The sequence below is a fragment of the Sulfurovum sp. genome, assembly GCF_036568385.1.
In the GTDB taxonomy this organism is placed as follows: Bacteria; Campylobacterota; Campylobacteria; order Campylobacterales; family Sulfurovaceae; genus Sulfurovum.
Window position 1 is genome coordinate 15,528 of sequence record NZ_DATCSP010000084.1, and the last position, 15,105, is coordinate 30,632.

The 15,105-nt window shown below is 44.8% G+C and carries 16 protein-coding genes; 8 read left to right on the plus strand and 8 right to left on the minus strand.

From position 1 onward, the window contains the following. Positions 1 to 36 precede the first annotated feature (36 nt). Positions 37 to 426: a hypothetical protein gene (locus tag VIM88_RS08945; protein ID WP_331862552.1), complete on the minus strand. Its 390-nt coding sequence runs from the start codon at positions 424 to 426 to the stop codon at positions 37 to 39. A 59-nt stretch (positions 427 to 485) separates the two neighbouring features. On the opposite strand from VIM88_RS08945, the gene VIM88_RS08950 reads away from it, so the two are divergent. The 5 genes from VIM88_RS08950 (at position 486) to VIM88_RS08970 (ending at position 6,079) form a co-directional block, all read left to right on the plus strand. Further along, positions 486 to 2,903: a heavy metal translocating P-type ATPase gene (locus VIM88_RS08950; protein ID WP_331862553.1), complete on the plus strand. Its 2,418-nt coding sequence runs from the start codon at positions 486 to 488 to the stop codon at positions 2,901 to 2,903. Next, positions 2,900 to 3,151 (plus strand): cbb3-type cytochrome oxidase assembly protein CcoS, encoded by a 252-nt coding sequence (gene ccoS, locus VIM88_RS08955; RefSeq protein WP_331862554.1) that lies wholly within the window; start codon positions 2,900 to 2,902, stop codon positions 3,149 to 3,151. The genes VIM88_RS08950 and ccoS overlap by 4 nt, the downstream gene beginning before the upstream one ends. A 54-nt stretch (positions 3,152 to 3,205) precedes the next feature. Then, positions 3,206 to 3,766: a YfaZ family outer membrane protein gene (locus VIM88_RS08960; protein WP_331862555.1), complete on the plus strand. Its 561-nt coding sequence runs from the start codon at positions 3,206 to 3,208 to the stop codon at positions 3,764 to 3,766. 37 nt (positions 3,767 to 3,803) lie between these two features. Next, positions 3,804 to 4,862: a UDP-glucose 4-epimerase GalE gene (gene galE, locus VIM88_RS08965; RefSeq protein WP_331862556.1), complete on the plus strand. Its 1,059-nt coding sequence runs from the start codon at positions 3,804 to 3,806 to the stop codon at positions 4,860 to 4,862. Positions 4,863 to 5,146: 284 nt separating this feature from the next. Then, positions 5,147 to 6,079 (plus strand): O-antigen ligase family protein, encoded by a 933-nt coding sequence (locus tag VIM88_RS08970; protein ID WP_331862557.1) that lies wholly within the window; start codon positions 5,147 to 5,149, stop codon positions 6,077 to 6,079. Between the two features lie 6 nt (positions 6,080 to 6,085). Here the strand turns inward: VIM88_RS08970 and VIM88_RS08975 are convergent, their stop codons facing one another. From VIM88_RS08975 to VIM88_RS09005, 7 genes are read right to left on the minus strand one after another with little or no spacing between them, the layout of a single operon-like run. Next, entirely contained in the window at positions 6,086 to 7,174 is a 1,089-nt protein-coding gene (locus VIM88_RS08975; RefSeq protein ID WP_331862558.1) for a glycosyltransferase, read from the minus strand. Between the two features lie 8 nt (positions 7,175 to 7,182). Further along, positions 7,183 to 8,181 (minus strand): ELM1/GtrOC1 family putative glycosyltransferase, encoded by a 999-nt coding sequence (locus tag VIM88_RS08980; RefSeq protein WP_331862559.1) that lies wholly within the window; start codon positions 8,179 to 8,181, stop codon positions 7,183 to 7,185. Next, positions 8,178 to 9,191, minus strand: a complete 1,014-nt coding sequence (locus VIM88_RS08985; protein WP_331862560.1) for a glycosyltransferase — start codon at positions 9,189 to 9,191, stop codon at positions 8,178 to 8,180. The genes VIM88_RS08980 and VIM88_RS08985 overlap by 4 nt, the downstream gene beginning before the upstream one ends. Continuing rightward, a complete protein-coding gene (locus tag VIM88_RS08990) occupies positions 9,188 to 10,009 on the minus strand; it encodes a polysaccharide deacetylase family protein (RefSeq protein ID WP_331862561.1) in 822 nt (273 codons plus the stop codon). The genes VIM88_RS08985 and VIM88_RS08990 overlap by 4 nt, the downstream gene beginning before the upstream one ends. Then, positions 10,006 to 11,091, minus strand: coding sequence for a glycosyltransferase family 4 protein (locus VIM88_RS08995; RefSeq protein WP_331862562.1), 1,086 nt, complete (start codon positions 11,089 to 11,091; stop codon positions 10,006 to 10,008). The genes VIM88_RS08990 and VIM88_RS08995 overlap by 4 nt, the downstream gene beginning before the upstream one ends. Further along, a complete protein-coding gene (locus VIM88_RS09000; RefSeq protein ID WP_331862563.1) occupies positions 11,088 to 11,978 on the minus strand; it encodes an ELM1/GtrOC1 family putative glycosyltransferase in 891 nt (296 codons plus the stop codon). The genes VIM88_RS08995 and VIM88_RS09000 overlap by 4 nt, the downstream gene beginning before the upstream one ends. Next, on the minus strand, positions 11,975 to 12,859 hold the full coding sequence (locus VIM88_RS09005) for a lysophospholipid acyltransferase family protein (protein ID WP_331862564.1): 885 nt from the start codon (positions 12,857 to 12,859) through the stop codon (positions 11,975 to 11,977). Before VIM88_RS09005 ends, VIM88_RS09000 begins: the two co-directional genes overlap by 4 nt. Before the next feature lie 129 nt (positions 12,860 to 12,988). Here VIM88_RS09005 and hisH point away from each other — a divergent pair, with 129 nt between their 5' ends. The 3 genes from hisH to VIM88_RS09020 form a co-directional block, all read left to right on the plus strand. Further along, a complete protein-coding gene (gene hisH, locus VIM88_RS09010) occupies positions 12,989 to 13,612 on the plus strand; it encodes an imidazole glycerol phosphate synthase subunit HisH (RefSeq protein WP_331862565.1) in 624 nt (207 codons plus the stop codon). 104 nt (positions 13,613 to 13,716) lie between these two features. Further along, positions 13,717 to 14,433 carry a 1-(5-phosphoribosyl)-5-[(5-phosphoribosylamino)methylideneamino]imidazole-4-carboxamide isomerase gene (gene hisA / locus VIM88_RS09015; protein ID WP_331862566.1) on the plus strand — a complete coding sequence of 239 codons (717 nt, stop codon included), beginning with the start codon at positions 13,717 to 13,719 and terminating at the stop codon, positions 14,431 to 14,433. Positions 14,434 to 14,523: 90 nt separating this feature from the next. Beyond that, on the plus strand, positions 14,524 to 15,105 hold a 582-nt coding region (locus VIM88_RS09020; protein ID WP_331862567.1), incomplete at its 3' end, for a 50S ribosomal protein L11 methyltransferase.

Consider the following 15,105-nt stretch of genomic DNA (forward strand, 5'->3'; position numbering starts at 1 on the left):
GACATCTCTCGTATGCGCTCCCTGGCCTGCTGTGGGTCACACCAAGGCATAATACAGCAACATCGGATAGAGGGCCGCTCCCAGAAGCAGGAACACGGGGGGCATCTTCCATTGGAGCATCTGTGCCACTTCCGGAGAGACCTCACCCTCTATGAACACCTTTCTGATCAATTCTATTTTGTAGAAAATATCAAATATCTTGATCGCCAATAAAACCACCATGCTTATATTCAGTACCCCGGTGTAAAGCACGATAAAGAGCACGATGTAGAACCCCGGCTGTATCAAGAAAAAGAGAAATATGCTTTTCCGGTAATAGGCATACAGTTTTGCCAGAACACCCAGAAGTGTTTCAGAACGCTGTATATATGCTTCAAAAAGTTCTGCGAGAAGCAGTATGATCGTAAATAATAGTGCGTTTTCCATAGAGGATTTTACACTTATTTAGATAAAATCATACAACGATACTTTTTGAAGGAAAACATTTGGCAGAGATCGCATGTACCCACTGCAACCTTACTTTTTCCGAGGATGTCATGATCGCGGAAAAGGAAAATGACGAAACGCTTTTTTTCTGCTGCAAAGGGTGTCAGGGGGTCTACCATCTTTTAAACAGCCAGGGGCTGCATAGCTTTTATGACAAACTGGGGGATACCGAACTTCAGCCGGTGATGCAGTCCAATGAAGATCTGGAAAAGTTCGACCTGGAAGGTTTCAAGAACAAATATATCACGGAAGAGGAGGATGGGCTCTACAAGATACACCTGATCATTGAGGGCATACACTGTTCGGCCTGTATATGGCTCAACGAAAAAGTACTGCATAAAACGGACGGTGTCATAGAGGCCAGCATCAACTACACCAACAACAAGGCAAAGATCGTCTGGGATCCCGAAGTGGTGAACCTTTCACAGATCATCGCGACCATACGCTCCATCGGTTATAACGCCTATCCGTACGATCCCAAGCTGCAGGAAGAGCGTGCCAATGCTACGCGGAAGACCTATTATTCCCGTATTCTGGTGGCTGTTTTTGGCGCCATGAACATTATGTGGCTGGCCGTCGCCCACTATGCCGGCTACTTCAGCGGTATCGAACAGTCCTTCAAAGATATTCTCAATGCAGCCGAATTCGTGCTGGCGACCCCGGTGCTCTTCTACTCCGGATGGATCTTTTTCAGGGGCGCCTACTACGGCTACAAAAATCACATTGTCAACATGGACACCCTGGTGGCATCCGGTGCCCTTTCGGCCTATATCTACTCCATCTATGCGATGGTCACCCAGCGGGGAGAGGTCTATTTTGACTCGGTAGTGATGATCATCACCTTTGTGCTGGTAGGAAAATACCTGGAAGTCCTCAGCAAGCGGCATGCGGTTGACACACTGGACACGCTGATGGGTAGCACCCCTACAGAAGTCACCGTGATCAAAGAGGGTGTAAAGTCGCTCGTCAGTATCGAGAACATTGTCCTGGGAGACCTCATAGAGCTCAAACCCGGAGAAAAAGTCGTGATAGACGGTGAAGTGACCTGGGGACAGGGTTCCTTTGATGAATCTTCCCTGACGGGCGAAAATGAGCCTCTCTACAAAAAACAGGGGGATACCATTTTAAGCGGTTCGATCTGTCTGGACTCGGTGCTGCACTACCGTGCGACGAAAGATGCTTCCAATTCCATGCTGACCTCCATCATCAGCCTGCTTGAAGAGTCCATTACCAAAAAGCCGCGCATAGAACAGCTGGCGAACACGATCTCCGGGTACTTTTCCACCACGATCCTCTTCATCGCGCTCCTGACCTTTGCAGGCTGGTATCTCTGGTCCGAAAGTTTTGAGCAGGCACTCATCGTAGGTATCTCTGTGATCGTCATCGCCTGCCCCTGTGCCCTGGGACTTGCCACCCCTATGGCAACCCTGGTGGGCATCAGTGTGGCAGCCAAAAGAGGCATCCTCTTCAAAGAGGCCTCTTTCCTTGAGACGATGGCTAAAAGTGACATACTCGCACTGGACAAAACCGGAACCATCACAGAAGGCAAACCCTCTGTCGTGAAAGCGGACATTTTCGAAGCCTTCGATCCTTCCCTGCTCTATGCGCTCGTGTCTACCTCCAATCATCCTATCTCAAAAGGGATCAAAGCCTACCTTGAAGGACAGTATCAAGAGCTGAGACCATTGACGCTCGAAGCGATCACAAGCATCGAGGCAAAAGGGATCAAAGCCCGGTATCAGGGCCAGGTTCTGCTTGGAGGCAATGCCGAACTGATGCAGGAGTCCAACATCACAGCGGACACCCATTCAGACCATGCGCTCTTCTTCTTTACCCTCAACGACACGCTTGTTGCACGTTTTGAACTGACCGATACGATCAGAGAAGGTGCGGCCAGAGCGATACAAAAGATCAAGGAGATGGGTATCAGGGTAGTGATGCTGACAGGAGACCATGAGCAGAGCGCCCGGAAAGTCGCACAGCAGGTAGGGATAGAGGAAGTTTATGCAAAACTGCTTCCCCAGGACAAGTCCGCCATGATCGATACCTTCCATCAGGACGGACACGTGGTGGTGATGGCGGGGGACGGGATCAACGATACGATCGCACTTGCCTCTTCGGACATCTCCATCGCTATGGGGAACGGGGCAGATGTGGCCATCGGTGTCAGTGACGTCGTTCTTTTGGATGAAAAGCCTGAAAGTATCTATGAAGCCTACAGGTTATCGCATCGGACCTTTGGCGCGGTCAAAGAGAACCTGGGTTTCTCATTGCTGTATAATGTCGTAGCTGTTCCGCTCGCGATGATGGGGTTTGTCAATCCTCTGGTAGCGGCACTCTCTATGTCTTTGAGCTCCCTCGTTGTCGTTGGGAACTCGCTGCGTATCAAAAGTTTGAAATTTAAGGAGAAAAGATGAGTGAAAGCATTGTAGTATTGATGATAGGCATCTCCACACTGTTAGGTGCCATAGGGTTACTGGCTTTGATCTGGGCTGTGAGAACAGGCCAGTTCGATGATCATAGCAAATTCATAGATGCGGTCCGCCACGACAATGAAGAGGACTTGCAGGATGCCGCTATGATGGAAGAGAGGAAAAAAGCCCATAAAGAAAAGATGAAACAGGAACGACTGGAAAAAGAAAGAAACTACCGGCCTGCAGACTAGTATCTATCAAGAAAACTATGCTAAAATTATATGAATAAATATTAAAGGGTACCCATGTATTTGAAAAAACTTTGTTTCGCCTCTCTCCTCTCTTTAGGGCTCCTTCATGCCCAAAGCAGTGTAGGACTCAATATCAATGATGAGGATCTGGAAGTGCGTGCTTCTATCGATCTCAATGCTTTGACCTACTACTCTGACAGCACTTCCTATACACTGGATGGTTCTTATCTGCATACCGATGGTGACAACTTAACGACGTTCGGTGTCAGTGCACAAAACAGGTTTCAGGGTGTAGAGGGGCTGACCCTTGGTCTGGGGATCAAATCCGTGTTCACCGATGATTTTGCAGCACTTCCTTTCTGTGCAAAAGCAAAATATACACTTCCGTTCTATAGTATCCCTGCGACTTCCTTGGCCACAAGTTTGGCTTATGCGCCTGCTGTGCTAACATTCCGTGATGGAGAAAGCTATACGGAATTCAGAGTAGAGGCCGATATGGAAGTGATCACCAATGTTCACCTCTTTGCAGGGTATCGTAACATAGATACAGAGTATGAAACCTACGACAGAACCTTTAACAACAGCTTTTACGGCGGAATGAAACTCAGCTTTTAGTGGTATACTTTTGCACTAAATTCAAAGGGATCTGCTTATGCATATTTTAGTCACTGGGGGTGCCGGTTACATAGGGTCACACACCTGTATACTGCTGCTCGAAGCGGGGTATGAAGTGATCGTTTTTGACAATTTTTCCAATGCTTCCAAAGAGAGCATAAAGCGGGTAGAAAAAATTGCGGGGAAACCCATTACTGTGATCGAGGGTGACATACGGCACAGGGAAGATCTGGATAAGATCTTTGATGCCTATAAGATAGACGCTGTCATCCATTTTGCCGGTCTGAAAGCTGTGGGAGAATCCGTGGAAGAGCCACTGAATTATTATGACAACAACATTCACGGCACCATCGTGCTTTGCGAAGCCATGGCGGCACATGGCTGCAGATCCATCGTCTTTAGCTCTTCGGCCACTGTGTATGGTGAGCCGCATACTACTCCCATCAAAGAAGACTTTCCCCTCTCTGCGACCAACCCTTACGGGCGAAGCAAACTTTTTATCGAAGAGATGCTTCGGGACCTTTACATTTCAGACCCTGCATGGAAGATCGTGCTGCTGCGATACTTCAACCCCGTGGGCGCGCATATCTCCGGAACGATAGGAGAGGACCCTCACGGCATACCAAACAACCTGATGCCCTTCATCGCGCAGACAGCGGTAGGCAAACGTGCATTTTTGAGCGTCTTCGGAGATGACTATGATACCCATGACGGTACCGGTGTAAGGGACTACATCCATGTCATGGACCTGGCGGACGGTCATGTCAAAGCACTGGAGAAGATAGAGAGTTTCAACGAAGTGATGACGATCAACCTGGGAACAGGAAAAGGCTACTCCGTGCTCGATATGGTCAAAGCGTTTGAAAAGGCTTCCGGTAAACATGTGCCGTACAAGATCGCGCCAAGAAGAGCGGGCGACATCGCAAAGTGCTTCGCAGACCCCAGCTATGCCAAAAAGATCTTAGGATGGGAAGCCACACGAAGCATTAAAGAGATGTGTGAAGACAGCTGGAGATGGCAATCCAATAATCCCAACGGATATGCGGAAGAAATAGTAGGAGTAGCAGAAAAAGACCCAAGGGTAAACCATTCATGATCTCCATTCCCAACAATACAAAAATGATCAACTATCTTATTGTTCTTTATGCACTGATGATCCCTCTATCGTTGGATATGCTACGTGCAACAGCGATTATCATGATCATTTTCTGGATTCGTGAAGGAGACTTTACAAAAAAATTCTCTGCGCTGAAAAAACAGCCATTATTCATAGCACTCTTCTTTCTAATAGCCTTGCTGCTTCTCTCTCTCTTATGGACCGATTATGAAAACCTTCGTACAGGGGTCAAATATATCACAAGGTTTTGGTATCTCTTGCCTATGTTTGTAATATTTACATCCATAGATAAAAAATTCATACCCATAGCCCTCTCTGCATTCCTTACTGGTATGCTGATCAGTGAACTGGTATCCTATGGTATATTTTTTGAATTTATTACTATTCAAGGACTTAGTCATAAAGATCCCAGCCCCTTCATGCAGCATACACTTTATAGTGTTTTTCTTGCTTTTAGTGCCGGTATCTTATTGAATCGTATCCTAACGTCTGAACAGATAAAACATAAAATAATTTACACGATATTTTTCATTACCATTACAGCCAATTTATTCATAAACACAGGCCGTACCGGCCAGGTTTTATTTTTGTTTGTATTGGTATCTGTGCTGATCGGGTATTATAAAATAACATTCAAGTCAATAGTTATTACCCTCTCTTTACTACTGATCATTCCATATTTGGCATTTACATTTAGCCCGAACTTCAAAGCTCGTATCATGCAAACATACAATAATACAAGCAACCTCACCTATTCCACTTCTATTGGGGCAAGACTAGGACTCAGTATCGTTGCCAAAGATATCTTCCTGGAGAACCCGATCATTGGTGTGGGTGCTGGGGACTACCTAAGTAAAAAAGATGAAATGGTCCAGCAAAGATATCCGGATAGAAAAAAAGTAAAAGCGTTGGTGCACTATCATAATCAATTTGTAGAATTTGCGGTGATAGCAGGGATATTTGGATTGTCTGCATATATATTTATCTTTATATCACTCCTCAGAACCAAGATCACAGATATAAGAATAAATACCATCAAATACATTTTAGTATCCTCTATAGCGATTGCATCATTTAGCGATGCCATGTTTCATCTTAACCGGCCGCTTAGTCTCTTTGCGCTTTTTGCGGGCTTGATACTTGCACAGTACCGATATGAAGAACAAGAGGCTACAATAGTCAGAACTGTAAAATAAAATGATCTATCTTTCTAGCTCTAGATATTTTTGATAAATATTCTCTGCATTGAACTTTTCTATATAAGATTCGTTGATCTCAGGATAATATTCTATAGCCAAAGAAATTTTCTTGCTTAGATCGTCACTATCATTCACTTTGGCAAGATACTGGCTCAGCTCTCCTGTCAATATCTCGGAAGGGCCGGAAACACAATCTGTACTAACCACAGGCGTACCCAATATAAGAGCTTCAATGAGGACTGTTGGTAAGCCTTCTCTCTCAGATGAGAGTATAAGAAGTTTTGCATTTTTTATGACAGGATAGGGATTCTTCATAAATCCGAGTATCTCCACCTTATTTCCAATACCCAATTCATCGATCATTTTTTCAAGTTTAGGGTCAGGATTGCATAAAAGTTTCAAAGGTAAAGGATCTGTTAATTTACTGTAAGCCCTTAACAAAATATCATGCCGCTTTACAGGACGGAATGCAGATGCACTCAAAAGATACTCCCCTTCGATCTCATCTACGCTTTTCTCCTCACCAAGGTCACGTATGGCCCCGACATCAAAAGGATTATAAATGACTTCACAGGTAGCATAATGGATACCCATATGGTCTAAGTCTCCTTTTATTCCTTGTGAGACAGCGATCAACTCTTTTCCCTCGTAAAGTGCATGGTACAGTTTTTCTTTCTTGGCTGCCCTGCGGAATTTACCTCTGTCTCTAAATTCATTGAGTTCCATTGAATATGAAGTATGTATCAAGTACTTGGTATGTCGTAGATCAGCTTCTCTTGCCACACGATCGGCAGCAGGAAGGTTCGAGAGAAAAAGATCAAATTTTTGGCCATCCCTTTCTATTCTGTGGATGATACCTTTCAATTTAAAGGCCAAAAGTTTATCTCCAAAACCTTTTAGAAGTTTAAAGAATGAGCGGTCTTTAGTAAGGGTATGGATTCTCGCACCTTTCACCTCATACGAGATGACATTCTCAAGGAGGAAAATATGTACTTCATCCCCATGCTTTTCAAACATATCTGCCAAATGCAATACTACTTTTTCTGCGCCGCTCCCTGCAAGGTTTGTCGCAATCAATCCAATCTTTTTCATAACATTCCCTATGACAGATACACTTCTAACTTTTTAACTATTTCTTCAGATGAACAAATCTCTAAAATATCAAAGGTCTCCAAATCTATTTTGAATTTTTCCAATCTCGAAATTTCTACCCTTCGAATTCTATTCTGGATCAAAAATTTTTCTAAGATCTTCTGATAATTTTTATCGGCAACATGGATCTTTGGAGCTAAAGTGACAACAGGTTTCCTTGATGCGACTCCTTCACTCACCATAGAGGCGCTCTCTTCTGTAACAAATACGGCCCTGCTTAGTTCCAGAAAACCGGCAACCACTTTTTGAGGGTCTTGATGATAAGCGATAAAACATTCCGCTTTCATCTCTTTTGCCATCTTCTCTTCATACGCTACAGGCGTTCGTCGTGAAGTGGTTACCAGCCACTTGACCTTATCCGCTGTGGCATTGACAAATGCAATGAGTTGTTCAATATCTTCTTCATCAAACTGGTATCCGGAACCATCTCCCCCTATCAGCAAGGTGTAGTACTCGCCTTGAGGATCAAGATCATATTTCTTGGCGAACTCTTTCAGATCGCCACTGTAGGATCGTGTCGGTGCTACATCCAAAATGATCTGATTATCGTACCCTAGATCCAAAACCGTCAAGATCGCCGTAAAAAGGTGATGGTCCAGCTTTTTGGGATGTCCTATAAAAAAGTTCTTACTCCCATAGCTTAATGCCAATAGCGCGTTCAGTAACGAAGTGTCTTTTCCTGCTGAGATGATGATATCCGGTTTTTGATCCCAGGTATATCCTTCATAGAACAAAGAAATGAATTTTAAAAAACGACCTTTCTTGCACAGCTTTTGACCAAAACCTGTATTGAGCAACGTGCGCAAAAGATATTTCCCCATCTTTTTAACTTTGATCTCTATATACTTCACTTCTGCTTCATCCATTCCTTTGATCGCCTCTGCGACCGCAAGACTTTGATTGAAATGTCCCGGTCTGCCATCGCTTAATATCAATACTTTTTTCACTTCTCTAACACCTTGCTGTATATACTCAAAACCTGTTTGGCCATCGCATCCAGTGTAAAGTGCTCTGCTGCAAAATGAAAACTTGGTTGATAACTTTCTACAACATCTTGATAATGCTCTTTCATAAAACGCAACGTTTCAGTCAGTTCTCGTTCACCATTCACCGGAACTACAGATCCTTTGGGCAGTATCTTCTTCATATCTCCTACATCTGTCGATACCACGGGAATACCTAAAAGCAGTGCTTCTGCCATTACATAAGAAAACCCTTCCCGGTCAGAGCTTATCACACAGATATCTGCATTGACAATGATTTCTGGTACATCTTTCCTAAAGCCCGTAAAAATTACTTTATCTTCCAATGATAGATCTTGTACCAGGTTTTGAAGTTTTCCTCTTTCGCTCCCCTCACCCACGATCATGAGCTTTACATCCAGATCTTTCACAGCATGGATCAATAAAGGAAAATTCTTTACTTTTTCGAGCCTTCCGACGGCACAAAGTACGAACCCATCTTTCATCCCGAACTGCTCTAGAAAATGGGGGTCTTTCATTCGTGGCGCTATATCAATACCGTTATAGACAACACTCTGATGCGGATTTTTCACTTCTTTCAATACTTCATGCGAAACACCGATCACATGATCGAATCTTTCAAAACTTTTTAATTTACGTTTTTTACTGTGTAAGGTAGCGATCGATCTAATGGATGGACGCAGAAAACGTTTGATAGAAGCAACCATGTCGACAGCTTTGTTTGCATGGGCATGAAGAATATCAGGCTCTATTTGTTGGATCATCTGACGTAATTGATACAATATTACAATATTTCGACGTCCCTTGGAAAGATCAAGCGCATGAAAAACTATTTTTGGGTCAAAACGTTCTCTATACTTCTCATGGGCGATCACATGAATTTCATGGTGAGATACCAATCTGTTGCACAACTCTTCAAAATGTTTCTCCAATCCACCCTCTTCATCACCTGCCAGCACTTGACATACTCTCATTTTTTCATTCCTTTTTTGCCTGTACGCAACTTCAGCCGAAAAGCAATGGAGTTGTCTTTTCCGCTTATGGTTACTCTGGGAATTTCAAACAGATCGCATCGGTTTAGATCCGCTATGCCTGTTTTGGTCGTGACCGCATTGGTATAGCCGCACTCTAAAACAAGACCGGCATCTCTTTTGCTGTAAAGTCCAAAAGGATAGGCAAAGCTGTTGCATACAGTGGCAAACTTCGTTTCGATCTCTTTTTTTGAAATACAGATCTCACTTTGAGCCTCTTCAATGCCCAAAGCATTTAAATTTGCATGCGTCACAGTATGTGCACCGATCTCTATCAAGCCGCTCTCCAGTAGCGCTTTCACCTCATAGTCACTGAGTTTAGGCTCATCCTTGAGTCCTGCCCCTTCATTTTTGGCTTTGCGATAGCCTGACCAGTCGCGGTCATGACGATCATTGACCAGGTAGATCGTCGCTTTGAAACCGTACTTTTTTAAGATGGGTAGAGCATTTGTCAGATTATCCTGGTAGCCGTCATCAAAGGTAATGACCACACTCTTTTCCGGTAAATACTCTTTTTTTGCGACTGCCTCTGACATCGTATAGGAGTGCCACCCATTGTCATGTAAATATTTGATCTGCATTTCAAAATTCTTGGGAGAAACACGTAGAGAATTGAATTTCTTACCCGGAATAGGCTCACGCACCATATGGTACATCAGTATTCTTGGATAACGGTAGTCAACTGCTCTCTTCCACCAGGCATAGCGGTAGGAGAAATAGAGAAAAACACATAGTGCTGTCATGCCAAGGTAAAAAATCATGCGATCCCCTCATAAACTGCTACGGTACTTTGGACCATTTTTTCCAAAGAAAAATGCTCTGAAATATAACGATACCCATCAAATTCTAAATTTCTACACTTCTCGATCGACTCAGCCAGTACCCCGCTCTCCCCCGCAGGATAAAAGAACCCGTTCTCACCTTCAACGATGATATCTAGAACGCCGCCATGGTTTGTCGCCACGACAGGTGTATGAAGCGCCAGGGCTTCAGCCACACTTCGACCGAAACTTTCGGGTTTTTTAGAACTGCTCACCACGACATCGCTCAAAGCATAGATCTCAGCGACCTTGCTTTGGGAGCCGGTAAAGATGATCTGCTCTTCCAGATCTAAACTTTTGACCAAGGTTTTTAAACTATGGAAATATTCCTGTTTATCTTCTCTTACCCCACCCACGATCAATCCAACTACATTGGGATGATCCTTTTTCAGTACAGCGATCGCAGAAATGAATGTCTCCAGATCTTTTAACTGTGTGATCCTTCCTACGGAGGTAACGATAAACTTGTTTTCTAGTGCATGTTCTTTTCTGAATGCGTCTATGAATTCGGCATCTAGATTCTGAGGATCGAACTTTTCCAGATCGATCCCTCTGGGGATCACCGTGATCTTTTCATCGGCCGTGTGGTAGTGCTCTTGGATATAGGACTTGATCGCACCGCTGACGCAGATCACTCTGTCCCCTTTTGTCATAATGGCACTGTAAGGGCTCACGCTGTTGAATCCATGTACCGTAGTGACAAAAGGGATATGGAGCTTTTTGTTCGCCAGGTATGCAAGCCAGGCCGGTACCCTGCTTCGTGCATGAAGGATATCGGGATCGTATGCTTTCAATAGCTTCCGTAATTGGAACATACGCAAAGGCGCACTCAATGGGTTTTTGGAACAGACATCGAACATGATATGCGTTCCCCCATCCTGTTCGATCTGCTCCGCCAGTTTTCCCCCTGCACTGATCACAATGCTCTCATGCCCCAGTTTCACCAACTCGCGGCTCAACTCTACCGTACCGCGTTCCACGCCGCCTTCATTCAGTTCTGGCAGTAACTGTACGATTTTCACAGATCCACCTCTTCAAGGTAGGATCTAAAATCTATTTTTTTATTTTTATCTTTGATGGTGCCGTCAAAAATATGCAGATACCCCTCTTTTTCCAAAGTATCTATGAATCGCGTAAATTTATTTTCTTTTTCACTCTCTAAAGGCAGAACAACCACATTGGAGTTGCCATAGGAGACCGCTTCTGAGATCATCGAGGTGCTGTCCCCGGTGATAAAGACCGTCTCGCACTGTGCAAGAAGATCAGGGATGGGGTTGATGGGATTTTTAGAAAAGATCACTTCATAATCAAAGGCATATGATGCTATCAGCTCTTCTATCTCTTTGCTGGTTCTGGGTGATGTGGTGACAGCTATTTCGTACCCTGCATAGTATTCTTTGATGAGATCCAACTGTGCTTGAAGCTTCTCTTTCGACATCGTAAAAAGTTTGTTGTCCCCGCCTATCACGATCCCAATAGACTTCTTTTGTGCCCTGTAGAGCCCTTTGGGTTCCACATAGGAAAAGTTGGCCGGGATCTCTATGATATTTTCCTGTTTAGGAGGGTTATCATGGCTTTGAGCAAAGATCAGATCGAGATCATAGCGGTAGCCGCGGGGCAGCATCATCGCTACAGACCTTGCATCCATTTTTTTGGCAAACACTTTTGTCGCATAGGAAGTCGCGGAGCCTGTTCCCACGACCATGTCGTATCTCTTGTCTATCTGTTCATCGAACACCCTGTCCGTATACACCCCTATTCTATCCAGCAGATAGCTCAATGCTTTAAGCCATCTGTGTTTAAACGTGACGGAGACGACCTCATAGGGGATATTCAGATATTTCGCGAATGCCAATGACTGGTTCAGGTGCCCCATGCGGCCGTCGCTGAGTATAAGCACCCTGCTCACACCCGCCACCTGTTATGCATCCAGAACCACTGTGCAGGATATTTTCTGACGACATCCTCGATGGCCTGGTTGTATCTCAGGGTCATCGCTTCGAGCTTCTTCTGCTGATCCTCTATCTCCTCTGCCTTATACTCCACAGGCTCATGGATGACCAGCTCATACAGCCCGTCACTGTTCCTCACGACAAAGACAGGGACGATCAAAGGATCGAGCTTCAGTTTCAGTGAAGCAACAGAAAGCGTGGTTTCGGCAGGTTTTCCAAAGAAGTCCAGCTTGGCACTGTGTGAACCACCCGATTTCTGATCGATAAGCAGTCCTACATTTCCCTGCGCTTTCAGTCTTTTCATCATCGAAAGCATCGCTTTGTCTTTGCTTACCGCACTGTTGCCGTATTTCTCACGGAACGGGGTGGTAATGTTAGTCTCTATAAGTCTGTTGTTCCCTTTGCGTCCTATCACCGCCATCGGAAGTCCGTGCTTTGCAATGAAATGTGCCATAAGTTCCCAGTTAGAGAAATGTGCCGTCATGAAGACGATCCCATGCGGACTGTTCTGTGCCAGTTTCTGTAGTGTCTCTTTGACCTCGTCTCTGTTTTTGATCGCATGGTCGATATCGAACCTTCCGGTGAACATCAGCAGAATTTCGCTAATGGTCTTGGAGAGTTCCGTATAGACTGCTTTGGAAAGTGCTTTTATCTCTTCAGAACTTTTCCCGGGGAACGTCATGGTAAGGTTCGTGATAGTGAGATGACGTCTTTTTTTGTCCAAATGATAGACAAGAAGGGTAAGCGATCTGATGACTGCATAGATGAATGCTCTGGGTGCTATCTTTGCCAGCCACAAAAACAGTTTTACCAATGCATACTCTATTTTCTCTCTCATTCCTGTCCTGTCTCCAATATAATACGTCATTTTACCCAAATAGCCTAAAGGATAAAGACCCAAAACACCTGCTTTCAATTTAATTTGCTATAATCACAGCACTTAGAACCGTTTAACAAGGAACAAATCGTGATAGGAATCGTCGATTACAAGATGGGGAACCTGGCCTCTGTCATCAATGCGTTTGCCAAAGTCGGGGTAGATGCCGCCCTGGAGAGCGACCCTTCTGCACTTGGCAAGTATGACAAACTCATACTCCCCGGTGTAGGGGCCTACGGGGATGCGATGGAACACCTCAAGGCCAATGGTATGGATGAGGCGGTCAAAGCGTTTGCTGCCTCAGGGAAGCCCCTTTTGGGTATCTGCCTTGGTATGCAGCTCCTCTTTGAAAGCTCTGAAGAGTTCGCAAAAGACGAAAATGGTACAGAAGGTCTGGGACTGATCCCCGGCAAGGTCGTTGCCTTTGACGAAAACAGATTCGACCATCCTCTCAAAGTACCGCACATGGGATGGAACGAACTGTTCCAACAAAAAGAGACGCCTATTTTTTCCGGATTGCCTAAAGAGTTCTACCTCTACTTTGTGCACTCTTTCCATGCGGTATGTGAGGACAAATATGCCATAGGAAAAACACACTACGGGTATGAATTCGTATCGGCGGTCCAGAACGGGAACATTTACGGCATCCAGCCGCACCCAGAGAAAAGCCATGAGAACGGGCTCAAGATCATAGAAAATTTCGCAAAACTATAGGAACTTATAATGAAATATAGAATCAAAGCATTGTCCAACAATGCCTACAAACACTCATCACTCATCACTCATCACTCATCACTTCATGATGCAGGGATCGCATCATGACCATACTCCCAGCCATAGACCTCAAAGACGGGAAAGCCGTAAGACTCAGCAAAGGGCTCATGGAGTCTGCAAAGATCTATTCCGATGAACCATGGCAAGTGGCGAAACGGTTTGAAGAGCTTGGGAGCGAATGGGTACACCTTGTAGACCTCAACGGCGCCTTTGCAGGGAAACCCGAGAACCTGGAGCAGATCAGACAGATCCGTGAGCACTGTAACCTCAAGCTTGAACTCGGCGGCGGTATCCGTGATGAGGAGACCATCAAAATGTACCTGGAACTGGGGATCGACAGATTGATCCTGGGTTCTATCGCGGTGAAAGACCCTCAATTCGTCAAAGAGATGGCTGCAAAATACCCTATCGTGGTGGGCATTGATGCCATAGACGGCATGGTCGCGGTTGAAGGATGGGGAGAAGTGAGTGATATGAAAGCCACTGACCTTGCCAAAGAGTTCGCCGATGCAGGTGTACAGGCGATCATCTGTACGGATGTAGGGCGTGACGGGATGATGACCGGGGTCAATATAGACTTTACCCTCGAGATCCAAAAAGCCTCAGGCCTTGAAACGATCGCTTCCGGCGGGCTGAAAGACATGAACGATATCAATGCTCTGATAGAGGCAGGCATCGACGGGACCATTGTCGGCAAAGCATTCTATGAAGGCACGTTGGACCTGGAAGAAGCTTTCCATAAAACAAAGAACGCAAAATGAACAAAGTCCATTTCACTACGCTGACGCTGTATCAACTTCAGCAGTTGGCTCATGTAACGAGTTACATTCATTTTCCAAAGGAAAAGACCAATGCAAGATAAATACTATGAACTGACCGTTACACTTGATGACCAATTTGTGGACTTTATAGCAGATTTCATTGCCAATATTTACGGCGAGGGACTGGAAATGGGACAGGGTGTGATCATCGTGCGAAGTGAATCTGATTTAACTTTCGTTAAAGATGCGCTTGTATCATTAGCCGGTACTTTGGGTGATGCCATCAAAATGGAATACAAGATGGAAGAGAAAGAGAATATAGACTGGATAAAGACCTATCAGGAATCTATCGAACCGATCGAGGCAGGCAGATTTTATATCTTCCCTAGCTGGTATGAACCTAAAGAGCACTTGATCAACATCAAGATCGATCCTGCCCTTGCTTTTGGTTCCGGGCATCATGCTACGACCTATTCATGTTTGGAAGCTATCAGTGAATATGTTGAGGCAGGCACATCTGTTATCGATGTGGGATGCGGTTCAGGGATATTGGGGCTTGCGTGTAAAAAACTGGGGGCGAATGTTGAACTTTGCGATACGGACCCCCTTTCAGTTGAAAGCTGTAAAGAGAACTTTGCTCTGAACGAAGAAATCTATGATAAACTCTGGGAA